This is a genomic window from Rhizobium sp. WYCCWR10014 (assembly GCF_001657485.1).
Lineage (GTDB): Bacteria > Pseudomonadota > Alphaproteobacteria > Rhizobiales > Rhizobiaceae > Rhizobium.
Genome location: NZ_LXFU01000046.1, coordinates 23,563 through 46,657, shown reverse-complemented (window position 1 = coordinate 46,657; position 23,095 = coordinate 23,563). Strand labels below are relative to the sequence as shown.

Annotated in this window: 19 protein-coding genes, 2 pseudogenes and 1 riboswitch; of the genes and pseudogenes, 5 read left to right on the top strand and 16 right to left on the bottom strand. The window is 62.8% G+C overall.

Features of this window, described 5'->3' with window-relative positions; all coding sequences use genetic code 11:
- Positions 1-160: 160 nt before the first annotated feature.
- Positions 161-439 carry an acyl carrier protein gene (locus tag A6U98_RS25390; protein WP_003540486.1) on the bottom strand — a complete coding sequence of 93 codons (279 nt, stop codon included), beginning with the start codon at positions 437-439 and terminating at the stop codon, positions 161-163.
- Positions 440-879: 440 nt separating this feature from the next.
- Here A6U98_RS25390 and A6U98_RS25385 point away from each other — a divergent pair, with 440 nt between their 5' ends.
- Complete coding sequence (locus tag A6U98_RS25385) at positions 880-1,602, top strand: Crp/Fnr family transcriptional regulator (protein WP_064653776.1); 723 nt, start codon at positions 880-882, stop codon at positions 1,600-1,602.
- Positions 1,603-1,634: 32 nt separating this feature from the next.
- Here the strand turns inward: A6U98_RS25385 and A6U98_RS25380 are convergent, their stop codons facing one another.
- From A6U98_RS25380 to A6U98_RS25345, 8 genes are all read right to left on the bottom strand, one after another.
- Positions 1,635-2,066, bottom strand: coding sequence for a L,D-transpeptidase (locus A6U98_RS25380; protein ID WP_184500192.1), 432 nt, complete (start codon positions 2,064-2,066; stop codon positions 1,635-1,637).
- Between the two features lie 134 nt (positions 2,067-2,200).
- Positions 2,201-2,401: a hypothetical protein gene (locus A6U98_RS25375; RefSeq protein WP_064653775.1), complete on the bottom strand. Its 201-nt coding sequence runs from the start codon at positions 2,399-2,401 to the stop codon at positions 2,201-2,203.
- 89 nt (positions 2,402-2,490) lie between these two features.
- Complete coding sequence (gene cbiB / locus A6U98_RS25370) at positions 2,491-3,471, bottom strand: adenosylcobinamide-phosphate synthase CbiB (RefSeq protein ID WP_064653774.1); 981 nt, start codon at positions 3,469-3,471, stop codon at positions 2,491-2,493.
- Positions 3,468-4,553: a threonine-phosphate decarboxylase gene (locus A6U98_RS25365; RefSeq protein WP_064653773.1), complete on the bottom strand. Its 1,086-nt coding sequence runs from the start codon at positions 4,551-4,553 to the stop codon at positions 3,468-3,470. The genes cbiB and A6U98_RS25365 overlap by 4 nt, the downstream gene beginning before the upstream one ends.
- On the bottom strand, positions 4,550-5,857 hold the full coding sequence (locus A6U98_RS25360; RefSeq protein ID WP_064653772.1) for a cobyrinate a,c-diamide synthase: 1,308 nt from the start codon (positions 5,855-5,857) through the stop codon (positions 4,550-4,552). The genes A6U98_RS25365 and A6U98_RS25360 overlap by 4 nt, the downstream gene beginning before the upstream one ends.
- Positions 5,854-6,693: a uroporphyrinogen-III C-methyltransferase gene (gene cobA / locus A6U98_RS25355; protein ID WP_064653771.1), complete on the bottom strand. Its 840-nt coding sequence runs from the start codon at positions 6,691-6,693 to the stop codon at positions 5,854-5,856. The genes A6U98_RS25360 and cobA overlap by 4 nt, the downstream gene beginning before the upstream one ends.
- 189 nt (positions 6,694-6,882) lie before the next feature.
- Positions 6,883-7,836: a nucleoside hydrolase gene (locus A6U98_RS25350; RefSeq protein ID WP_064653770.1), complete on the bottom strand. Its 954-nt coding sequence runs from the start codon at positions 7,834-7,836 to the stop codon at positions 6,883-6,885.
- Positions 7,837-7,908: 72 nt separating this feature from the next.
- Positions 7,909-8,328: a cobalamin biosynthesis protein gene (locus tag A6U98_RS25345; protein WP_064653878.1), complete on the bottom strand. Its 420-nt coding sequence runs from the start codon at positions 8,326-8,328 to the stop codon at positions 7,909-7,911.
- A gap of 114 nt (positions 8,329-8,442) precedes the next feature.
- Here A6U98_RS25345 and A6U98_RS36295 point away from each other — a divergent pair.
- The 3 genes and pseudogenes from A6U98_RS36295 to A6U98_RS25335 all read left to right on the top strand — a co-directional run.
- Positions 8,443-8,630, top strand: a pseudogene (locus A6U98_RS36295) (hypothetical protein); the annotation flags it as partial.
- 63 nt (positions 8,631-8,693) lie between these two features.
- On the top strand, positions 8,694-9,107 hold the full coding sequence (locus tag A6U98_RS25340; protein WP_197496442.1) for a nuclear transport factor 2 family protein: 414 nt from the start codon (positions 8,694-8,696) through the stop codon (positions 9,105-9,107).
- Positions 9,107-9,901 (top strand): helix-turn-helix transcriptional regulator, encoded by a 795-nt coding sequence (locus A6U98_RS25335; protein ID WP_064653768.1) that lies wholly within the window; start codon positions 9,107-9,109, stop codon positions 9,899-9,901. Before A6U98_RS25340 ends, A6U98_RS25335 begins: the two co-directional genes overlap by 1 nt.
- A gap of 5 nt (positions 9,902-9,906) precedes the next feature.
- Here the strand turns inward: A6U98_RS25335 and cobO are convergent, their stop codons facing one another.
- The 4 genes from cobO to cobU form a co-directional block, all read right to left on the bottom strand.
- Positions 9,907-10,557: a cob(I)yrinic acid a,c-diamide adenosyltransferase gene (cobO, locus tag A6U98_RS25330; RefSeq protein ID WP_064653767.1), complete on the bottom strand. Its 651-nt coding sequence runs from the start codon at positions 10,555-10,557 to the stop codon at positions 9,907-9,909.
- A 71-nt stretch (positions 10,558-10,628) separates the two neighbouring features.
- Complete coding sequence (gene cobN / locus A6U98_RS25325; protein ID WP_064653766.1) at positions 10,629-14,738, bottom strand: cobaltochelatase subunit CobN; 4,110 nt, start codon at positions 14,736-14,738, stop codon at positions 10,629-10,631.
- Positions 14,739-14,742: 4 nt separating this feature from the next.
- Positions 14,743-15,792, bottom strand: coding sequence for a cobalamin biosynthesis protein CobW (gene cobW, locus A6U98_RS25320; RefSeq protein ID WP_064653765.1), 1,050 nt, complete (start codon positions 15,790-15,792; stop codon positions 14,743-14,745).
- Between the two features lie 4 nt (positions 15,793-15,796).
- Complete coding sequence (gene cobU, locus A6U98_RS25315) at positions 15,797-16,306, bottom strand: bifunctional adenosylcobinamide kinase/adenosylcobinamide-phosphate guanylyltransferase (protein ID WP_064653764.1); 510 nt, start codon at positions 16,304-16,306, stop codon at positions 15,797-15,799.
- A 373-nt stretch (positions 16,307-16,679) separates the two neighbouring features.
- Positions 16,680-17,077: riboswitch (cobalamin riboswitch) on the bottom strand.
- A gap of 258 nt (positions 17,078-17,335) precedes the next feature.
- Here cobU and A6U98_RS25310 point away from each other — a divergent pair.
- Positions 17,336-19,126, top strand: coding sequence for a chloride channel protein (locus A6U98_RS25310; RefSeq protein ID WP_064653763.1), 1,791 nt, complete (start codon positions 17,336-17,338; stop codon positions 19,124-19,126).
- A gap of 27 nt (positions 19,127-19,153) precedes the next feature.
- On the opposite strand, the pseudogene A6U98_RS25305 reads toward A6U98_RS25310, so the two are convergent.
- From A6U98_RS25305 to A6U98_RS25295, 3 genes and pseudogenes are all read right to left on the bottom strand, one after another.
- Positions 19,154-20,412 (bottom strand): annotated as a pseudogene (locus A6U98_RS25305) (adenylate/guanylate cyclase domain-containing protein).
- Between the two features lie 170 nt (positions 20,413-20,582).
- Positions 20,583-21,353, bottom strand: coding sequence for an SDR family oxidoreductase (locus A6U98_RS25300; protein ID WP_064653762.1), 771 nt, complete (start codon positions 21,351-21,353; stop codon positions 20,583-20,585).
- 76 nt (positions 21,354-21,429) lie between these two features.
- Entirely contained in the window at positions 21,430-22,884 is a 1,455-nt protein-coding gene (locus tag A6U98_RS25295) for a cobyric acid synthase (protein ID WP_064653876.1), read from the bottom strand.
- Positions 22,885-23,095: the final 211 nt, after the last annotated feature.

The window sequence follows — 23,095 nt, the reverse complement described above, 5'->3', positions numbered from 1 at the left end:
GACGCCTAAAGCGCATCTGGTTCGCACTTTAGGTCTTTGTTTTTATGCGTGCCGCCCAAAACCGCTGCGCACTTTTGGGCGGCACGCACTAGTTAGGAACGAAACCGCCCGGCCGCCATATTCAGGGCGGCAGGGCGTTCAAAAAAGACTGTTATATCGCTCAGGCCTTGGCTGCTTTGAGCTCGTCGATCTTGGCGCAGAGGTTCTTCAGCACGAAGTATTCTTCGGTGGAAACCTTGCCTTCGTTGACTTCCTGCGTCCACTTTTCGAGCGGGATCTTGATGCCGAATTCCTTGTCGATCGCAAAGACGATGTCGAGGAAATCGAGGCTGTCGATACCGAGGTCGTCGATCGTATGGCTCTCCGGAGTGATCGTCGCGCGGTCGATCTCACTGGTTTCTGCAATAATGTCGGCAACTTTATCGAATGTAGCGGTCACGCGCTGTACCTCATGAAATGACGATTTAAACCCCCTCATAGGCAAATCCATTTCAAAAGCCAATGCTTTCGTCCCGGCGTTGCGGCAATTTGCCGGCTGGGTGTTGCCTAAACAGCAATGGAATGCCGGCCTTTGCCCTCACCCAAGGCGCGTGACGTCGCCGCTGCAGAAAACCCGTCTCGCCGGCGAGGGCGAAGAAGCCGTCCGAATCAAACCCGCAGACGGCCTCGTCTCGACGCCGCACGTCCAAACAGCCAGGGCACGCAAACTTTGATCTGGATCAAATCGCTATCCGGCCAAAATTGATAATCATCAAGCCGCGCTGGAAGAAATCGGGATAGCCGAACCCGCAATCGCGGCGTAATCGTCTACGGTATGCCCGGGCATGCCCGGCATGCGCAGCTACGCCCGGCACACGCGGATTTCGAAGGGATCAGGATATGGACGTCGCACATAGTGGGGTTCTTGAGGTTGGCATCCCCGTCGCGTGCCGTTCCTGCCAGGCACGGCACGGCGTCGTCTGCGGCGTTCTATCGAGCGGTCAGTTGAAGGACCTCGGCCGCCACTCGCTGCGCCGCAAGGTCGATGCTGGCAGCGAGATCATCGCACAAGGGTCGGAAAACTCTTACTATTCGAACATCATGCGCGGGGTCGTGAAACTCTGCAAGGTGATGCCGGACGGGCGCCAGCAGATCGTCGGTCTGCAATTCGCTCCCGATTTCGTCGGCAGGCCTTTCGTGCGCGAAAGCACGCTGTCGGCCGAGGCTGCGACCGATGCCGAAATCTGCGTCTTCCCCCGCAACCTGCTCGACCGCATGATATCGGAGACGCCGGAACTGCAGCGCAGCCTGCACGATCAGGCGCTGAAGGAGCTGGATGCCGCGCGCGAATGGATGCTGACGCTCGGCCGGCGCACCGCCGAGGAGAAGGTCGCAAGCTTACTCCACCTCATCGCCACCCATGCCGAACCGCAAACGGCCACAAGCACCGCCTTCGACCTGCCGTTATCCCGCGCCGAGATCGCCGATTTCCTCGGTCTGACGATCGAAACCGTCAGCCGCCAGATGACCAGACTGCGCAAGAGCGGCGTCATTCGCATCGAGAACTTCCGGCATATCATCGTCCCCGACATGGATGAGCTGGAGCGGATGATCAGCGCATAAAAGGGATCAGCTGTCGATTTGCTGATCCTAGATTAGCGCGTAATGACCACGCGGGTATTGGCAAGGCCGGCCTGTCGCGCCAGCGAGAAGAACTGCGCGGCATTGTCGGGGTGCAGGCGAACACAGCCATGCGAGGCCGGCCGACCCAGGCGTTTCAGGTCGAAGGTGGCGTGAACGGCATAACCGCCGTTGAAGAACACGGCGTACGGCATCGGCGCATTGTCGTATTTGCGCGAGCGATGATCGCGCGACAGCCACTTGGCGCTCCACGAACCGGTCGGCGTGACATAGCCGTTGCGCGCGGTCGAAACCTTCCAGCGATACTTGACGAAGCCGTTCTCGGAAACAGTCATTGTCTGCTTGCCGATGCTGATATTGGCGACCAGCGTTGCTGCGTGAGCGGCAACGGGAGAAAACTGCAGCAATAAACTTGCGGCCGCAGCCGCCAAAATCGTCTTCATCATAACCCCTCTTCGAACTCGCGCAGCTTAATTGCGCCCTCACGAAAGAGAGACTACGGCAATACTTATTAGATTGCTTTAATCCGAATGGTAATCACAATTTTAACGGCATGGCAGCAAGCGGGTGCGCCACAGGCTTATTGAAGCTTGCGCTTCGCCCCAGCCTGATTGAGCGTTTGGTAGGCCTTGTTCATCTTCTCGCGGATCGAGGCCATCGTGCCGAGATTATGCCCGCAGGCCGCACAGGTGATGATGTCGGTCTCCCGGATCTCGGGCCGCTCGAACTTCATCTTGGTGCTCTTGCACTTCGGGCACGGTAATTCAACCTGAACTGTCATCGCTCTGCTTCCGGTCTGATGGAGATATGAGGCGGTCGGAATAAACGTTTGAGCCTGGCCTGTCCACTGGGGGCATACACGGCACAACCCTACAGAAAACACAAAAACAGCCCGAACGTAACACCGGCGAGCACCATGCAGCTGGCATAAAATACCGATACGCCGTCCTCGATGTCGCCCGAGGTCGCCACGTCGCGGCCGGTGTCGTTGATCATCGGTTCACGCACGATGACGCCGCCATAGATGCGTGGCCCGGCGAGCTGGACGTTCAGCGCGCCCGCCATGGCCGCCTCCGGCCGGCCGGAATTCGGCGAGCGGTGCAAGGCCCCGTCGCGCATCGCCACGCGGATCGCCTCACGGCCGGCGCTTGTTCCCCGCCGGATCCAGGCTCCGGCGGCAATCAGCAGGATGGAGAGGCGCGCGGCCGGCCAGTTGGCGACATCGTCGAGCCGGGCGGCCGCCCAGCCGAAGTCGATGTATTTTTCCGACTTATGGCCGATCATCGAATCCGCCGTGTTCAGCATCTTGTAGGCGAAGAGCCCCGGCAGGCCTAAGACGACATACCAGAGCGCCGGCGCCACGACACCGTCGGAGAAATTCTCGGCAAGGCTTTCGATCGCCGCGCGGCAGACGGCTGGCTCGTCCAGCGTCTCGGGATCGCGTCCGACGATGCGGGAAACGGCGCTCCGCCCGCCGGCAAGCCCCTCGTCTCGTAAGGCGACGGCGACGGCCGCGACGTGATCGGCAAGGCTTTTCTGCGCCAGGAAGATCGCCACCAGCCCGGTCTCCAGCAAGATGCCAACAAGGCCGAACAGCGCGAAGAAACGATTGAACACGAAGCCTGCGGCCACCGCCAAAAGAAGCAGCGCCAGGATAGCGGCGATACCGTTCATTCGGCGTTGCGATCCCGTGAGGCTCGCCGGGTTGAGCTGCCGGTCGGCATAGGAGATCGCCGCGCCGAACATGACGACGGGATGCGGCACCCGTGTCCACAGCCATTGCGGATCGCCGGCGATCCGGTCGAGCAGCAGTGCCAGAAGCAGCACGAGAAGGTTTTCGTCGATCGTCATCGTTCAAATCTCTGAAGGGCTTCGCCAAGCCGCCTGTCTGCCGCCGGATCGGGCGGCAGCCCGAAACGCAGCCACTCCGGCGCATAGTCGAACTTGCGGACGAGAATATGATGGCGGCAGAGATGCGTGTAAATGTCGCCGGCTCTCGCATCGGCGACAAGGGTGAAGAGTGCCGTCCCTCCGGAAATCTGCAACCCGGCGCCCTTCAGCACCGCATGCAGGCCGGTGCTGCGCTCATCGATGCGGCCGCGGATCGGAGAAACGTCCGAGCGCAGCAGCGAATCTGCAATCGAAAGGGCCGGGCCGGAGACTGCCCAGGGGCCGAGCCAGTCCTCGAGACGCGCGAGAATATCGCTGCGCGCAATCACAAAACCGAGCCGCAAGCCGGCAAGCCCGAAGAACTTGCCGAAGGAGCGGAAGATGATGAGGTTGGAAAGCTGCGGCGCACGGGATGCAAGGCTGAGCGCCGGATCGGTATCGCCAAAGGCTTCGTCGACGACGAGAAACTCGCCTGCAGCCTTCATCCTGTCGTGCAGGGCAATCAGCGTTTCGGCCGGCCATATCAACCCATCAGGATTGTTCGGATTGACGACGACAGCCAGCCGATGTCCGGCTCCGATCACGGCAATATCGTCGACCGCATCGACGCCAAGACCGGCCGAGGCGAAGGCGCGCGCATACTCGCCATAGGTCGGCGACACCACGGCAACCCTGTTGTCCGTCACGGCGACCCTGTCGTCCGTCACGGCAACCCTGTTGTCCGTCACCGCGATCCTGTTGTCCGTGCCGCCAACCAGCCTACCCGCCTCGACGAGGCGCGGCAGAAGCTGGATGACCGACTGCGTACCTGGCACCGGCAGCGGCAGGATCTCACCGCTGCCATAGTAGTCGCGCGCCGCACGCCTTGCCTCATCGATGAGATGCCGGTCCGGCAAGCGATGCCAGGCCATTGCCGGAATGTCAGGCAGGGCGATGGGGCACGGATTGATGCCCGTGGAAAGATCGAGCCAATCTTCCGGGCTACCGCCGAAGGCAGCGGCAGCCGCGGTGATGCCGCCGCCGTGGACAATCGGTGCGCTCATGCGGCGGCTCCGGCAAGATCGATCAGGTGCATGTAGGAGCCTGCCACCTGGTCGCGCCTGAGACCGGCGGCACCCAGATCGGTTCCGAGCGCATCCTGCACCTGAAAAAGCCGCTTGCCCTCGCCCTCGGAGACGACGCTGGAATAGTGGAATTCATGGGCCGTCATCATCCGCGCAAAGAAGGCGCCGTCGAGCGGCACAACACGGCGATAGCCGAGATGGCGCTTTCGCTCGGCATAGGTGGTGACGACGGGCAGCAGGCCGAGCATTTCGTGGCGATGCCCCTTCGCATCGATCAGACCCTCGCCAAGGACCATGTAGCCGCCGCATTCGCCATAGATCCGGATGTCGCGCGCTGCCGCATCGAGCATGCCGGCGCGGAAATTCTGCGCCTCTGCCAACCGCCCGGCATGCAGCTCGGGATAACCGCCGGGCAGATAGATCGCATCGGCATCACCAGCCGGCGCCTCGTCGGCGAGCGGCGAGAAAAAGGAAATCGCAGCACCCCGGCGGCGCCAGCCGAGCAGCATATGCTCGTAGGAAAAGGCAAAGGCGACATCGCGCGCCACGGCGATGCGGGCACCCAACGGCGGCAACCGGTCGATATTAGCGGCCGACGGCCGGTTGAGCCCCTGCCTGGCGATGCGCAGCAGGAATTCAAAATTACATTCCTCCGACACGGCATCCGCCGCATGGTCGATGAAATTGTCGAGGGTTGCGTGTTCGCCGGCCTGGACGAGGCCGAGATGCCGCTCCGGCAGGGAAAGCGCCTTGTCGCTGCTGATGACGGCGATGACAGGCATACGGATAGCTTCGAGCGCCTGCCGCAGCATCGCCTCGTGCCGGTCGCTGCCGACCTTGTTGAGGATGACGCCGGCGACGCGCACATCGGCACGGAAACCAGCAAAACCAGTAACCAGCGCCGCCACCGACTGCGACATGCGCGAGGCATCGACGACCAACACCACGGAAAGCCCCAGCTGGGCGGCAAGATCGGCCGCCGTTCCCCTTCCGTCGGCCGCCCCGTCGAAAAGCCCCATCATCGCCTCGATGACGAGGATGCGGTCACCGGAGCGGTGAAGGGCCGCATTGGCCGAGATCAGTTCCGGGCGCATCGCCCAGGGATCGAAATTCAGACAGAGCGTGCCGCTCGCTGCCGCATGGAAGGCGGGATCGATATAGTCAGGGCCGGCCTTGCCGGGCGCGACCGCGATGCCGCGCCGGCGAAGCGCTCGGAGCAGCCCGAGCGTTACCGTCGTCTTGCCGGCGCCGGAGGAAGGGGCTGCGATCAGGAGGCCGCTCATATCAGCACCTTGCCGGACCGGCGGAATGGATCGGGTTCCAGGCGCCGCCCCGCCAGCGCACCAAGCCAGTCGAGCGAGGCTCGGAGCCGGACCACCTCACCGACGACGACCACCGCCGGCGGCTCCAGCCCGGAGACAGCGACGGCCTCGGTCGCCTCCCCGAGCGTCGTTTCCAGCACCTGTTGCCGGCCAGTGGCCGCATTGCAGACGAAGGCGACGGGTTCCGCCGCCAGCCGTCCCGCGGCGATCAGCCGGGCGCTGATCTCGGCGATATGCTTCATCGCCATGTACATAACGATGACGGGCGAGCCCCGGCCGATCGCATCCCAGTTGATCCGATCAGGCACGATGCCGGAGGAATCATGGCCGGTGAGGAAGGTCACGGCATGGTTGATGTCGCGATGCGTCACCGGGATGCCGGCATAGGCGAGCCCCCCGATACCGGCGGTGATGCCGGGCACGATGCGGAAGGGAATATTGTGCTCGACCAGCGTCAGCGCCTCCTCGCCGCCGCGGCCGAAGACGAAGGGATCACCGCCCTTCAGCCGCAGCACTCGCTTGCCGGTGCGCGCAAGCTCCACCAGCCGCAACGAAATGTCGCGCTGCTTCGCCGAAGGCTTGCCGCCGCGTTTACCGGCATATTCCACCAGCGTTTCCGGCCGCGCCAGCGCCAGGCATTCCTCGTTGACCAGCGCGTCGTGGACGATGACGTCGGCCTCGGAAAGCCCCTTGGCGGCGAGCAGTGTCAAAAGCCCGGGATCGCCGGGACCGGCGCCGACGAGCCAGACACTGCCCGGCTCAAGCGCCGGAAGATGGGAGAATGCGGCATCGATCATCCTGCTGATCTAGGCCCCGCAAAGGGCAAGGTCAACGCCGCGCCTATCACCTCACTTGAAGTTGCTGAGATGACCATGACTCACTTTGTGAAGTGCCGGATTCAAATCCTCGGAGAACCCGCACAACGCGATGAATATATTGCAATATATCCAGAAGGCCGGCCGCGATGCTGCCGGCCTTCAAGCGTGTCAGGCCACAAGCAGCGTATTGCGGATGAGGTCCAGGACCCTCTCCGACTCAATCCCGGTGCAGACCACCTGGCTCGGTAAGCCATCCCAAGCGCCATCAGGCGGAAAACGCCGCCCATCTGGCCTGACGATCGTCTGGCCATCGGCGATGCCGCCGCAGACGACACGCACCGCACCCGATATTGACGAGAAGAGCTCCGGCACCACGACATAGACGCAGGCGCAGCTGTCATGCACCATCATGCCGTCTTCAACCGCGTGCTTGTAGAAATCGATGTAGGACTGCGAGAGTGCATCGAGCTGCTTGACCGCCTTGTCACCCCTAGCCGCCATCTCGCCGAGATAGCTGCGGCTCATCGTGGTGACCGCGGTGACGTCGAGGCCGATCACTGCCACCTTCCAGGGCGCGGTCATGACGATGTCGGCAGCCTCAGGATCACCGTGGATATTGGCCTCGGCGACCGGCGAGACATTGCCCGGCACATAAAAATTGCCGCCCATGATGACGACGTCCTTGGCCAGCGTCGCAATCTCGGGGTCTTCCTTCAGCGCCAGCGCCAGATTGGTCATTCGGCCAACGGCGACGAGTCGCACTTCGCCCGGATGGGCGCGCACCGTGTCGATGATAAAGCGATGCGCCGGGCGCGGATCGAGCGGCAGGTCGATCGTCTCGGGCACGTCGATATCGCCGAGGCCGTTCTCGCCATGCACCATGGCCGGCCATGGCCGCTCCGCGCGCGAGGAATCGATGGTAACGCTGGCGCCTTTGGAAACGGGTGCCGGAATATTCCATTCGCGCTTGAGGAAGAGCGCATTGCGCGTCGTCGTCTCGACCGAGGCGTTACCGAAGACCGTGGTGATACCGAGAAGGTCGATCTCGGGATGACGATGCAGGAAGAGAAGCGCCATGGCGTCGTCGACGCCAGGGTCGGTGTCATAGATGACCTTATGCATGAATGTTCCTTTATATGCTGTCTTCGCGATGGCGCCGCACCGCGCTACGAAATGCCGCCACCATAACGCCCATCAGCCATTCTGCAACAGGATGCGGGCGACTGCCGCCGTCGCATGCGCAGATTTGATCTTGGCGACAGCAAGCTCGGCATCCGGCCCCGCAGCCGCCAGCGCAGCGGCCTCGGCGACGCCATGGCAGCCAACGCGGGCAAAGACGATTGCAGAGGGATTCGCGAGCCGCGGCGTCTCCGCTTCCAGCCGCAGCGCGTCGAAGAAGACGGCAGGCACGGAAAAATGCGCGGCAATCGCAAGGATCGCCGGCTCCAGTCTTCGGCTGTCGATCGAGGCAATGGCTGCGAGTTCCGCCGCGCCGATATCTGCTAAGTCGAGCGCCTCGATCGCAAGCGCCAGCATCTCGGCAGGCGACATCCCGCGCTCGCAGCCGAGGCCGAGCACATGGCGCCTCGCCGTATCGAAAGAGATATCGCTCATGGAAACCGTCAAATACGCCCTGCCCATGTCCTTGCAGCCATTGCAGCTTGGGACGGCAAATGCAACAAGGCCGTCCGAAATCCCTGCCCGGAATACCACCTTGCCCGATATCGCGCGATACTCTGGAAGATCGGCCTGTTGATGGGTGTCTGCCAATTCCTCGGCGCTCAACTGGGCTCGCGGCTTGCCATACGCATCGGCGCAAAGCCCATCAGCCGCTGCTTGTGATCGTCTGCGTCGCCCTTGCGGTAAAGCTGCTCGCCGACCCGGCAAATCCGCTGCGCCTGTGGCTCGGCGTCTGACCCAAACCCTCGACCATCTTCCATTACCTCTGGCGTAATTGATAAGGTGCACCGCCTTCCCGCATGATCGGGCTGCCTGGAACTGATGGGCGATCAGAAGGAGATGACCCGATGAACGAAGCAAACACCAACGCAGAGCGCTATCTCGCCATCTGGAATGAGACGGATGCCGCTCGCCGCCGCGCTCTCATCGCCGAGAGCTGGAGCGAAGCCGCGACCTATATCGACCCACTGATGCGCGGCGAGGGCCATGAGCAGATCAATTCGCTGGTCGAGGCCGTGCAAAGCCGCTTCCCCGGCTTCCGCTTCGCCCTGATCGGGGCGGCCGACGGCTACGGCGACAACCTGCGCTTCTCCTGGGGCCTTGGTCCGGAAGAAGGCGAAGCGTTGATCAAGGGCACGGATTTCGCTGAGCTCGAGGGCGGCAAGCTGAAATCCGTCCGCGGGTTCATAGATTTGCTGCCGGAAGCCGCCTGATGACGCCGACCGCCCGCTCGCTTGGAGACCATCTGCGCGAATGGCGACAGCGCCGCCGCATGAGCCAGCTCGAGCTCGCGCTGGAGGCGGAGATCTCGCAGCGGCATCTGAGCTTCATCGAGAGCGGGCGCTCGACACCGAGCCGCGACATGCTGCTGCATCTTGCCGAACGGCTCGATGTGCCCCTTCGCGATCGGAACCCGCTGCTGCTCGCGGCGGGTTTCGCTCCTGTTTTTGCCGAACGCGCGCTCGACGATCCCGCAATGGAACCGGCCCGTCGCGCCATCGACATCGTGCTGAAAGGGCACGAGCCCTTCCCAGCAATCGCCGTCGACCGACATTGGACACTCATCGCGGCCAATGCGGCCATCGCTCCGTTGCTCTCAGCCGTTGCCGACCAGTCTCTGCTCACGGCACCCGTCAACGTACTGCGCCTCAGCCTGCATCCACAAGGATTGGCCCCCCATATCAAAAACCTTTCCGAGTGGCGCGCCCACCTTATCGGCAGGCTGCGCCAACAGTTCTCGGCTTCGGGCGATCCAATGTTGGACAAGCTTTTAAAGGAGTTGTTGTCCTATCCAGCGCCTAAAACCGCTGACGAGGTCCACACCGACTATGCCGGCATCGCCGTTCCCCTTCAGCTTGGGACCAAGGCCGGCTTGCTTTCCCTAATCTCGACAACGACGATCTTCGGCACGCCCGTCGACATCACTTTGTCGGAACTCGCAGTCGAATCTTTCTTTCCGGCGGATGAGGAAACGGCTGCCATCCTGCGCAGCCTCGCGCTCAACTGACCCTCTCAGAACTCCACGCCCGGCTGGCCCTTGATGCCGGAGCGGAAGGGATGCTTGACGAGCTCCATCTCAGTCACCAGATCGGCGATTTCGATCAGTTCTTCCTTGGCGTTGCGCCCGGTCAGCACGACATGGGTCATGGCGGGCTTCTCGCTCTTCAGGAAAGCGACGACATCGTTAATGTCGAGATAGTCATAGCGCAGCGCGATGTTGATCTCGTCGAGCAGCACCATGGAGTTGCTTTCATCGCGGATCAGCTCCTTGGCCTTTTCCCAGGCGGCAGAGGCTGCGGCGACATCGCGGGCGCGGTCCTGCGTTTCCCAGGTGAAACCCTCGCCCATCGTGTGGAACTGGCAGAGGTCGGAGAAATGCTTCTCGATCAGGTCGCGTTCGCCGGTCCACATCGCACCCTTGATGAACTGCACGACAGCCGAGGGCTTGCCGTGGGCGATGTGGCGGAAGATCATGCCGAAGGCGGCCGACGACTTCCCCTTGCCCTTGCCGGTGTGGACGATGATCAGGCCTTTGCCATCGGTCTTGGTCGCCATGATTTTGTCGCGCGCGGCCTTCTTCTTCGCCATCTTCTCGGCGTGGCGCGCATCGTCCTTGCCGCTCCCGGCTTCTCCGATCTCGCTGTTCGTGGTCTCGTCGCTCATTGGTTCACCTCATTCTGTTGTCTGGCGGCTAGAGAATGATGCCGAAAAGTGTAAGCGCTTTTCGGACGACATCATGCTCTCGTTCTTTGATTAAGCTCGAATCGGGCCGAATTGCTGCGCGGCGTCCAGAGGCTGCGGTCGATCGCCTCAAGCAGCCGCTCTCTCATCTCGTCGAATGCCGCCGGGTTCTTCTCGACCATGAAGCCGGCGACACTGGGATCGACGACGAAGGCTTGGTAGACCGCCTCGAAATGATGTTCGCCAACTGCGCCCGTCGTCGCCGAAAAGGCGAAGAGATAATCGACGGTGGCGGCGATCTCGGCGGCGCCCTTGTAGCCGTGGCGCATGACGCCCGCGATCCATTTCGGATTGACGACGCGGCCGCGCACAACCCGGCCGATCTCCTCCTCCAGCGAGCGGATCACCGGCTTTTCCGGCCTGGAATGGTCGTTATGATAGATCGAAGGACGCGCACCAGTGAGTTGCTCGGCAGCGGCGGTCATGCCGCCCTCGAACTGGTAGTAGTCGTCGCTGTCGAGCAGATCGTGCTCGCGATTGTCCTGGTTCTGGATCACAGCCTGCACCGAGCGCAGCCGCTCCTCGAACAGGCTGCGTTCGGCCCTGCCCTCCTCCCCGGCGCCATAGGCATAGCTGCCCCAAACGAGATAGGCCTCGGCGAGATCGGCGCGCCGCTCCCAGCCCTTTTCGTCGATCAGCGCCTGCAGCCCGGCACCATAGGCACCAGGCTTCGAACCGAAGACGCGATAGCCCGCCCGGCGCTTTGCCGAGACTTCGTCGAGGCCGGCGGCGCCAAGCCTTGCCGCCTCGCCGCACATGCGCGTTGCGATCGGATTGTCGGCCTCGTCCTCTTCAAGCGCGCCGACGGCACGGATCGCCTTGTCGAATAGCGCGATCTGCTCGGGAAAGGCATCGCGGAAGAAGCCGGAAATGCGGAGCGTCACGTCGACGCGCGGCCGCCCGAGCATCGCCGGCGGAATGATCTCGTAGCCGGTGACACGGCGCGAGCTCATGTCCCAGAGCGGCTTGACGCCGATCAGCGCCAGCGCCTGGGCGATATCGTCGCCGCCGGTGCGCATGTTTGACGTGCCCCAGGCCGTCAACCCGAAGGAGACAGGCCACTCGCCATGATCCTGCACATAGCGGCGCACCAGCAGTTCCGCCGATTTTTTTCCGAGTTCGTAGGCGGCCGGCGTCGGCACGGCGCGGCTGTCGACCGAATAGAAATTGCGGCCGGTGGGCAGCACATCGGGCCGCCCGCGTGTTGGTGCACCGGAGGGTCCGGGTGCGACGAAGCGACCGTCGAGGCCAGCGAGCAGACCCGCGATCTCAGCGGGGCCGCAGGCGAGGATGGAGGGTTTGAGGCGGGTTTGGATCTCGAAGAGTACCGCGTGCGTTGCCTTCCAGTCCGCTGGGCAGTCGATCTCGCCGGAAACCAATTTTGCGGCGAGCAGTTCGATGCGCTCGACGGTGTCGCCGTTCGTTCGCCATGGGGCATCGAGAATATCTGCGAGGATATGAGGACGTGGACCGGTCCAAACGGCTGCCATGTCGGTGTCGAGGGGATCGAAAGAAGACCCCTCCCCAACCCCTCCCCACAGGTGGGAGGGGCTTACCGCTGCGCTTGCGGCAACCTCTGCGACCAAAGCTGATGTTGAGATGGTGCGCCCAGCAAGTCCCTCCCCCTTGTGGGGAGGGGTTGGGGAGGGGTTTACGAACGTATCCACCGCAATCGCCCGCTGCAAGCTCGCATCCCCACCCTCACCCAGCCCGCGCGGCACCCGCGCCAAAGCCACGGTCAGGTCCGTCAGCAACCGCCCCTCGGGCGACACGCCGAAAACATGCAGCCCGTCGCGGATCTGCATTTCCTTGAGGTCGCAGAGATAGGCGTCGAGCTTTTTCAACGCCTCGCCCTCGCTTTCGCCCTTGGCGATGCCTGCATCCCTGTCGAGGCCGATATCGGTCACGAGATCGAGGATCTGACGGCTGAGCAGACGAATGCGGCGGGGATCGCCGCCGGAGGCCTCGTAATATTCGTCGACCAGCGCCTCCAGATCCTTCAGCGGCCCGTAGCTCTCGGCCCGCGTCAAAGGCGGCGTCAGGTGGTCGATGATGACGGCCGCACTTCGGCGCTTGGCTTGCGTGCCCTCGCCCGGATCGTTGACGATGAAGGGATAGAGATGCGGCAGCGGCCCGAGAATCGCTTCCGGATAACATGTCTCCGACAGCGCCAGCGCCTTGCCCGGCAGCCATTCAAGATTGCCGTGTTTGCCCATGTGGATGATCGCATGGGCGCCGAACTCGCAGCGCAGGCAAGCATAGAAAGCGAGATAACCGTGCGGCGGCACCAGATCCGGCGAATGATAACTTTCTTTCGGATCGATATTATAGCCGCGCGCCGGCTGGATGCCGACGAGCACCTCGCCGAAGCGCGCAAAAGATAGGGCGAAGACGCCCTCGCGAAAATACGGATCGTCTTCGGGATTGCCCCAGCGGGCTCTCACCTCATCCTGAATCTTATTCGGAAGAGATTCCAGGAAGCTGTTGTAGCGACTCAGGGAAAGCGTCTCGCGGATGATCTTTCCGTCGGAACCGGAATTGGTCGGCCCTTCCATCAGGTAGCGGATCAGCGCATCGCCGTCGGTGGGAATCTCGGCCAGGGGATACCCCGCCGCCCGCATAGCCTTCAACACCTCGATGGTGCCGGCCGGCGTATCCAAACCGACGCCGTTGCCGAGCCGACCGTCGCGGTTCGGATAGTTCGCCATGACGAGCGCAATGCGCCGGTCGCCGGCGGAAGTCTTCCGCAGCCGCGCCCAATTGGCGGCAAGCTTCGCGGTGTAACGTACCCGGCCAGCATCCGGTTCGCTGGCGACAATATTCATCTCGACGGCAGCATCGTAGCGCGCCGCCGTCTTGAAGGAGACCGCCCGCGCCAGCACCCGGCCATCGACTTCAGGCAGCGCCACGTTCATGCCGAGATCGCGCGCCGACAGGCCTTGTGAGGAAGAGAGCCATGCCTCCCTCGACGAGGCCGACAGGATCGCCTGCAGCACGATCGCCTCATGCGCCTCCAGCACCGTCGGCTGCCGGTTTGCACCCGGTGCGGAGACGGCAAAGCCGGTCGTATTGATGACGACATCAGGTTTCAGCGTCGAAAACACGCTTTCGAGAATGCCTGTGGAGATGGAATCCTTGAGGCTATAGGCAAAGACCGGCAGCGGGCGGAGGCCGAGTGCCATCAGCGCTTCGATCAGAGCTTCGATCGGCCCGGTCTCGCCGCTTTGAACGAGGGCGCGGTAGAAGCTGATGGCGACTGTCGGAGATGCCTGTTGCGTCGAGTTCGCAGTACCCCCCTCTGTCCTGCCGGACATCTCCCCCACAAGGGGGGAGATCAGGGATGAGAGGCCTCGTTCCATTTCCTCGGCAGAAGGTGCGGCATCTTCAAACGTTTCTCTCATGGGAAGCCCAAGCGACTTGCCGATCTCCCCGCTTGTGGGGGAGATGTCCGGCAGGACAGAGGGGGGTATTCCTAGCGCGACGGACGAAGGGGCAGCCACACGCGAAGACATCTCCGCAGCAACAACCCGCCGCCACTCCTCAACTCCGATCAGTCCCCGCCCCGGCCACCAGATCCCCGCTTTCATCAAAGGCACCGCCGGCGCCGGCTTCTCTGTGCCCGACAGCATGGCCCCGGCATAATCGAGAAACGCCCGCGCATTAGCATCGCCGCCCTCGATCAGATAGGCCCAGAGCGCGTTGAGATCGTCGAGATCAACATTGGAAAAAGGAACCAGCCCCGCATCCGGCCTGGCGTCACCAGGCAGCACCGCAATCAGTGCCCCTGCGCGGGCCGCAGCCGCATGCAGCGCCTCCAGCGCATAATGAAAGTAGCTGGCGCCGCCGAGTGCGCGGACGATGATCAGCTTGGCATGCCGCGCCGTGCGCTCGACATAGGTGTCGACCGACATCGGATGCTTGAGGCTCATCAAGCTGGCGAGCCTCAGCGAAGGTGCCGCCCCGCGCTCGCGATGGGCGGTTGCGATCGCGGCAAGCTCGCTGTCGGCCGCCGACAGGAACAGGATATCGCCCGGCGTCTGCCCGAGGTCGATTGCCTCCTCGCCATCGCTGATCGTTCCCTGCTGGGCCAGAAGCAGATGCATCGGGTTACGCCAGCGCTTCGATCGCCGCCCTCACCGCGTCCTGATCCATTTCGTGCAGGCCGATGACGACAAGGCGCGTGGCGCGCTTTTCGCTCACGCCCCAGGCGCGGTCGAAATAATGGTCGATGCGGCTGCCGACGGCCTGGATCTGGAGGCGCATCGGCTTGCCCGAGACATCGACGAAACCCTTGAGGCGCAGCACGTCATGGGCGGCAATGATGCCCTTCAGCGCTTCGACGAAGCCGGCGGGATCCTCAATGGGTCCGAGATCGACGACGAAGCTGTCGAATTCGTCATGGTCGTGCGGCGCACCGTCTTCATGCTCCAGCTCGTGATGCGACTTGCGATTGGCGACATCGTCCTCCGTGCCGATGCCAAGGCCGAGCAGGATGCCAGCCGAGACCTCGCCATTCCGCGCCTCGATCATCACCGGCTTGCGTACCGTGCGGGAGGCGACTTCGTCGCGCACCCTGATAAGGCCGGCAGCGTCGATCAAGTCGGTCTTGTTGAGCACGATCAGGTCGGCGCAGGTCAGCTGGTCCTCGAACAGCTCCTCGATCGGGCTTTCGTGATCGAGCGATTCATCCTCGGCACGGCGCGCATCGACCGCATCATGGTCGTCGGCGAAACGGCCGGCGGCAACGGCAGCACTATCGACCACCGTGATGACACCGTCGACAGTCACCTGGGTGCGAATGTCGGGCCAGTTGAAGGCGGCGACCAGCGGTTGCGGCAAAGCAAGGCCCGAGGTTTCGATGACGATATGGTCGGGCCGCTGTTCGCGTTCGAGCAGCTTCGTCATCGTCGGGATGAAGTCGTCCGCGACCGTGCAGCAGATGCAGCCATTGGTGAGCTCGATAATGTCGTCCTCGGTGCAGTTGTCTGCACCGCAGCCCTTCAGCACGTCCCCGTCGACGCCGAGATCGCCGAATTCGTTGATAATCAGCGCAATCTTCTTGCCGCCGGCATTGGTCAGCAGGTTTCGGATCATCGTCGTTTTGCCGGCACCGAGGAAGCCGGTGATGACGGTTGCGGGAATCTTCTGCTGGTTCATGGACTTAACCCTTCATTTTCAGCGGCAGGCCTGCCGCGATAAAATAGACTTCGGCGGCCTTCGCTGCGATCGATTGGTGCAGCCGGCCGGCATGATCGCGAAAATCCCGCGCCATACGATTATCCGGCACAATGCCGAAACCGACCTCGTTGGAAACGAAAACGAGCCGCGCCTTCGCGGCGGGCAGGAAATCGGCAAGTGCGGCAAATTCCGCCGCCATCTCACGCTTCTCCATCATCAGATTGGTGACCCACAGCGTCAGGCAATCGATCAGCACGATGCGCCCTTCGCCGTCGATGGCGGTAAGCTTGCCGACCAGATCGAGCGGCTCCTCATGCGTCGTCCAGAACGGACCGCGATCGGCCTTGTGTTGCGTGATGCGCGCCTGCATCTCCTCGTCCCATGCCCGCCCGGTCGCGAGATAGTGGCGGTCTAGGCCCGTCGCCGTCACGAGGTCTTCGGCGAACCGGGATTTGCCGGAACGTCCGCCGCCGAGGATGAAGGTGGCGGTCATACTCAAACGCCCCTCAGGGAGAGTGCGTAGCCGTGGCCTGTTCCGAGTGCACCTTTCTCGGCTACTGATGGGACACCCCCCTCTGTCCTGCCGGACATCTCCCCCACAAGGGGGGAGATTGAATCGCCGAGAGCTTTTCTCCAAACAATTGATGTAGAACGACGGTCGTGCTGCTTGCGGATCTCCCTCCTTGTGGGGGAGATGTCCGGCAGGACAGAGGGGGGTACCCAGCATTCGACATAAGCGGCCGAAAGCACTCCTCTTGCAGAGCTGCTTGGAGGCGTGGCGTGCGCCGCACCAGGCCGCGCTGAATTCAATCGTTCAGCCAAGACAACCTCCGTGCTGGCAACGGGCATAGTGCCCAGGTGTGGGCTTCTCGCCCGGCACGCATGGCAGGTCTCCTGGCTCGCGGTTATCGGCCGCGATCGGGGCAGACCGGAAACCGGTCGCCCTGATCGTGCCAGCGGATCATCCTCGCCTTCCCGGCTGCATCAGTGAAAAGGTGGACGATTCGTAGACTTGAGAGGCGTCCGACCCCGGTTGATCACCATGCATATCCAGTGGCTTTTCCGGCATGTCGTCCGCCCCACCCGCCTGCAGGATTGCAGGCTGTCGGCAGAAAAGGCTTCACGCCGGATGGACGACCCTGACCGCTCTACAGTCGCGGGGTCGGCTGTGATGAAGGCGCCCGGCTTGGGTCCGCCCCGTCACATTCCCTTTTCATCCGGAAGGGCGTAACACCGATCCGGAACCATCCGTTATGTCAGGATGGTCGGGCGACCATCCGTTGAGGGATGGTTAGGCAAGCTCAGAGGTGAAGTCAACCGGCCTTGGCGACGGGGCAATGGCCGGCCAGAGGAACCAATTCCGCCAACACGACTTACTCTACCTAAAATATCGTCATTTATCATAGACTTACGTCATAAAAATTTATCCCCGCCGCCGGCTTTTCGCCGCAATTGCGTCGCATGCGGACTGCGCGACCATCTCTGCCCTTGACCGGCCCTCTCCCCGCCTAGTTGTCTAGCCATGCTTATGAAATTGGATCGGCGCCGTTTTCGTGCGCTGCGTGTTTTCTTCGATCCGGGACGCCTGCGGGCGCTGACCCGCCGTAGCGAGGTCGGCCTGTCGCTGGCGGGCGCCGTCGTCGGCATCATCTCGGGTCTCGCCGTCACCGGCATGAGCTACGTCTCCAACGAGCTGCATCAGCTGGTCTTCGGCATCGCCGACAGCGAACGGTTGAGCTCCTCCGAGATCGAGAACAAGCTGCTGCTGCTCACCGCCCCGGTCATCGGCGGCGCCCTGCTCGGTCTGCTGCTTTTCGTGCTGGCGAAACGACGCAAGAAGCCGATGGTCGACCCGATCGAGGCCAATGCGCTGCATGGCGGCCGCCTGTCCTTGACCGACAGCATCATCGTTGCCGTGCAAAACCTGATCTCCAACGGTTTCGGCGCCTCCGTCGGCCTGGAGGCCGGCTATACCCAGCTTGCCGCCGGCCTCGCCTCGAAATTCGGCCTGAAGCTGCAGCTTCGCCGGTCGGACCTGCGCACCCTCGTTGGCTGCGGCGCGGCCGGCGCCATCGCCGCCGCCTTCAACGCACCGTTGACTGGTGCCTTCTATGCCTTCGAGCTGATCATCGGCACCTATACGATCGTGTCGCTGACCCCGGTCGTCGTCTCCGCCCTTGTCTCCACCCTGATCGCACGGCTGCTCGCCGGCAGCGATTTCACCATCGATATCGGTAGCTTCGGCTCGGTCGTGCCGGCCGATTATATCCCGGCGCTGCTGCTCGGTGCTTTCTGCGCCGGTGTCGGCATCCTGATCATGCAGGGCGTCGCCTTTGTCGAGGAGCTGGCGCGCAAGAGTTCAATCGCCCCACCCTTCCGCCCGGCGCTCGGCGGCATCATCGTCGGGCTGTTGGCGATGATCTCGCCGCAGGTGCTCTCGGCCGGCCACGGCGCGCTGCATCTCAACCTTTCCCATGAGGTGGCGATCCCGACGCTGATCGGCCTCTTCCTCTTGAAATCCGTCGCCTCGGCGATCTCGATCGGCTCCGGCTTCAGAGGTGGGCTGTTCTTCGCCTCGCTGTTCATGGGCGCCCTGCTCGGCAAACTCTTTGCCTATTGCGGCCCCTATTTCGCCGATGCGACGCTGACGCCCGTCATCTATGCCGTGGTCGGCATGAGTTCGCTCGCCGTCGCCGTCATCGGCGGACCGCTGACCATGACGTTCCTGGCGCTCGAAATCACCGGCGATTTTCCGATCACCGCGCTGGTGCTTGCCGCCGTCATCACCTCCTCGCTCGTCGTCCGTTCGACCTTCGGTTACTCCTTCGCCACATGGCGCTTCCACCTGCGCGGCGAAAGCATCCGCAGCGCCCATGATGTCGGCTGGATCCGCAACCTGACGGTCGACAAGCTGATGCGCGCCGACGTCAAGACGGCAAGGGCGGGCATCTCTCTAGAGGAATTCAAGCAGGCCTTCCCGATTGGCTCGACCCAGCGCGTCATCCTCGTCGAGGAGAGCGACAAATATGCAGGCCTTGTGCTGGTGCCGGAGATCTACGCCAACCCGACCGACGCCCAGGACGAGGGCAAGACGCTTTCCGATTTCATCCACTACCGCAACGACTTCCTGCAGCCGCAGATGAATGCCAGGCAGGCGGCGGCGATCTTCGACAAGAGCGAAAGCGAAGCGCTCGCCGTCGTCAACAACCTGATCGAACGCAAGGTGATCGGCCAGCTCAGCGAAAGCTATACGCTACGCCGCTACAGCGAAGAACTCGACCGCCGCCGCCGCGAGGTCTCAGGCGAGATCTGAGCGCCGTCGCGCCGCCGGATCGGCGCTTCAAGATACGGTGTTGGCGAGCTTGAACACGTCGGCCCGCTTCGAAACGCCACGCAATTCAAACGAACCCAGATACTCGCAGGCCACGGCGCAGGTGGTCGCGAAGCTCTCCGACATCAGCAGCTCTTGCTCAAGCGTGCCGCAGAGCTTTTCAAGCCGTGAGGCCTCGTTGACGGCGCTGCCGATCACCGTGAAATCAAGCCTGCCGCGCGCGCCGATATTTCCATAGAAGACCTCGCCGAGATGCAGCACGACATCGACGCCGATGTCAGGACCTCCAGCGCTCCTCCGCTCACCGTTCAGCACCTTGTTGGCTTCCAGAATATTCCTTGCCGAAGCCAGTGCGGCCATGCACGCCTTTTGCGGGTCTTCGGCATCGGTCGGAAAGATCGCCAGCACGCTGTCGCCCATGAACTTGAGGATCTCGCCGGAATTCTCCTCGACATGCCGGCCGATCAGCTCGAAATGTTCGTCCAGAAACCCGGCGATTTCGCCTGGCTGATAGACTTCGGTCAACGCCGTGAAGTTTCTCAGGTCCGCAAGCAGGATCGCAGCATTGATGGAGCCACCCTTTCCTCTCTGGATATCGCCTGCAAGGATCCGTACGCTTGTTTTGGCGCCCGTGTAGACGGCGAGGATATCCGCAGCGGTTTTCGACGCCGCGATGCGGTAGCAAGCCAGCCCCAGCGCTGGGAAGAGCCTCGCGACGATCGCCAGTTGATCATCAGAAAATCCGCCCGGCCTGTCGCTTGTGAGAGACAGACTGACCCCGCGCAGTGCAGCCTCCTTCGGGAATTCCAGCAGGCTGACCAGGTGATCCGTGCCGCCGCCATGCGCGAATTCCGCAAGCTGCGGGTAGTCATCGACACCCTCACCGTTAGCGATGTTCCAGCGACCTGACGTTTCGCCCCGGCCCAAAAGAAAATAGATCGGGGTCTTCTCGAAATTCAGCACTCCCGCAGTGCCATATTCGGCATTCTCGATCGTGGTCGCACCGCCGCGCACGAAATTGGCCGAGACGCCGCCATACATGGGATGAATAGACGGCATTGAAATGCTTCCCCGCCAGATCGGAAAGCCATCCGCGATCAACCGATCACACAATCCGGCTATCAGCTCGGCGATATGCTCAGCTGTGATTCCATGTTCTATAAGCCACTGAATATGATTGTTAATTTCCGAACCTCCAAATGACCGACGCAGTTTATGGTCGGAAATCGGGCAATGGACGGCGATGACCAACCGGGGCGTTGCCAAATCAACCAATAGTCGAGTCACGTAGATATTTCTAGCCATGGACTCCAGCAACGACGACCACAAGGCAGGCTGAGAGCAAATGATAGCTGCCGATACCGTCATTCGGCTCCGACGAGAAGCACTGGAGGGTGCCGCAGAAATGAAAGACGGTGCCGCAGCGCTTGCGGATATCTCACATCCTGACTGTCATGCCGCCGTCCACCGTCAGCACGTGACCGTTGACGAACGAAGCGGCGTCGCTTGCAAGAAAGAGCGCCGCGCCGGCGATCTCCTCGGGGCGTCCCCAGCGCTGAACAGGGATGCGCTGGCGCACGAAGGGCATCAATTCCTCGTTCGCAGCCATCGCCGCGTTCGTCTCGGTGGCAAACCAGCCGGGCGCAATCGCATTGCTGGTGATCCCATGCGGGCCGAATTCGACCGCCATGCCGCGCATCAGTCCGGTCAGGCCCTGCTTTGCTGCCGGATAGACGCAGTCCCCGGGCATGACGACATGGCCGCTGATCGAGGTCACCGCGATCAGGCGGCCGTGATTGCGTCGCTTCATCAACACGGCAGCGTCCCGCGACAGAGTCATGGCCGCCGCCAGGTCGGTGCGCAGCAGCTCGATGATCGCATCATCGTCGAATTCGGCCAGCGGCCGCCTGTCGCGGGCGCCGACATTGTTGATCAGAATATCGAGACGGCCATGGATTTTGCCGATATCGGCCATCGCAGCACGCTGTGCGTCGCGGTCGGCGATATCGAATGCGGCGGCCTCCGCCGTGCCACCCGCGGCCCGGATGGTCCTGACGGCGCCTTCCAGCGTCGCCGCCGTGCGTCCGTTGACAATGACATGCGCGCCGGCCTCGGCCAGGGCGCGGGCCATCTCGAAGCCCAGACCACGGCCACCGCCGGTCACCAGCGCCACCTGACCTACCAGTGAAAATCTGTCCAATACGCTCATAGTTTTCGTCGCTCTCAACCGGGTCCGCCGCGACAACTAATGGACTCAGTCAACTAATTTGGCAATAGTCGAATACCTAACCGAGCAGCCCGGCCAGCCAGCGCGGATCGAGATGACGTTCCAATTCCCCGGCGATCTCGTCGAGCGCCTGCTCGACGCTCTCGCGGTAATTCCTCCGCTCGCCTGATAGGCCGAAGCTTTGAAGCAGCCGGGCGCGGTAGATGTCGCTGCCGAAGAGGCCGTGCAGATAGGTGCCCATAATCCGGCCGTTGGCCGAAAGCGCGCCGTCGGGCGCGCCGTCGATGATCGCCGAAGGCCGATCGCAATCCGGGCCGCGGGTGATGCCAAGATGGATCTGGTAGCCGGCAAGCGGCGCGTCATATTCGGTCGAGCGAGCCTGGCTGTTGCGCACGGTCTTCTCCGGCGCCATCTCGGTCTCGATGTCGAGCAGCCCAAGCCCCGGCGTATCGAGCGTCCCGCCCTCGATGCCGAGCGGATCGTGCACCGTCCGGCCGAGCATCTGGTAGCCGCCGCAGATGCCGATCACCCGGCCGCCGCGCCTGACATGCGCCTGGAGATCGCGGTCCCAGCCTTCAGCCCTGAAGTCGGCGAGATCCGATATCGTCGATTTCGAGCCGGGAAGCACAACGAGGCTCGCATCGGCAGGCATCCGCTCGCCTGATCGCACGAACACCAGCTCGACATCCGGCTCGGTCCTCAGCGGATCGAGATCGTCGAAATTGGCGATACGCGGCAGCACCGGCACGGCGATTTTCAGGGCGCCCGTCCCGCCCCTCGCCAGCCGCTCGAGCACGACCGAATCTTCGGCCGGCAGGCGTCCCGCACCCGGCAGCCACGGCACGACGCCGAAGCACGGCCAGCCGGTAAAGCCCTCGATGGCGCGGATTCCGTCGTCAAATAGCGAGACATCGCCGCGGAACTTGTTGATGATATAGCCCGAGATCATTGCGCGGTCGCCCTCGTCGAGGATCGCATGCGTGCCCACAAGTGAAGCGATGACGCCACCGCGGTCGATATCGCCGACGAGCACGACGGGCACGTCGGCCCGCGTCGCAAAGCCCATATTGGCGATATCGCCGGGCCTGAGATTGATCTCGGCCGGCGATCCCGCACCCTCGACGATAACGAGGTCGGCCCCCGCAGCCACCTTTTCGAAACTTTCGAGCACGGCGCCGAGCAGCTCAGGCTTCAGCCGCTGGTAGTCGCGCCCCTTCGCCTGGCCAAACACCCTGCCCTGGACGATGATCTGGCTGCCATTTTCCGATTGCGGCTTAAGCAGCACCGGGTTCATGTGCACCGAGGATGGCGTGCGCGCGGCCAGCGACTGCAGCCACTGCGCCCGGCCAATCTCGCCGCCGTCATCGGCGACCGCCGCATTGTTCGACATGTTCTGCGGCTTGAACGGCCGGACCGTCAGCCCGCGATTGGCCGCCAGCCGGCAGAGCCCTGCGACCAGAACCGTCTTGCCGACATCGGAGCCGGTTCCCTGCAGCATGATCGCTCTTGCCATGGTGGCCCGCATTCGCCTCTCGTTCAGGCGAGGCCTACAATGGGCGGTAATCCCGGGTCAAGACTTGGCCCGGTCAAGACTTTGCCCAGGTCAAGACTTGGCCCCAGTCACGGTCCCACGTAAACGCGAAAACCGCGCATGGCCTTGCCTCTGCGCGGTTTGCCGAAAACTCAGGCGTCTTCGCCCTTACACGACGAAGCTCGCTTTCTCC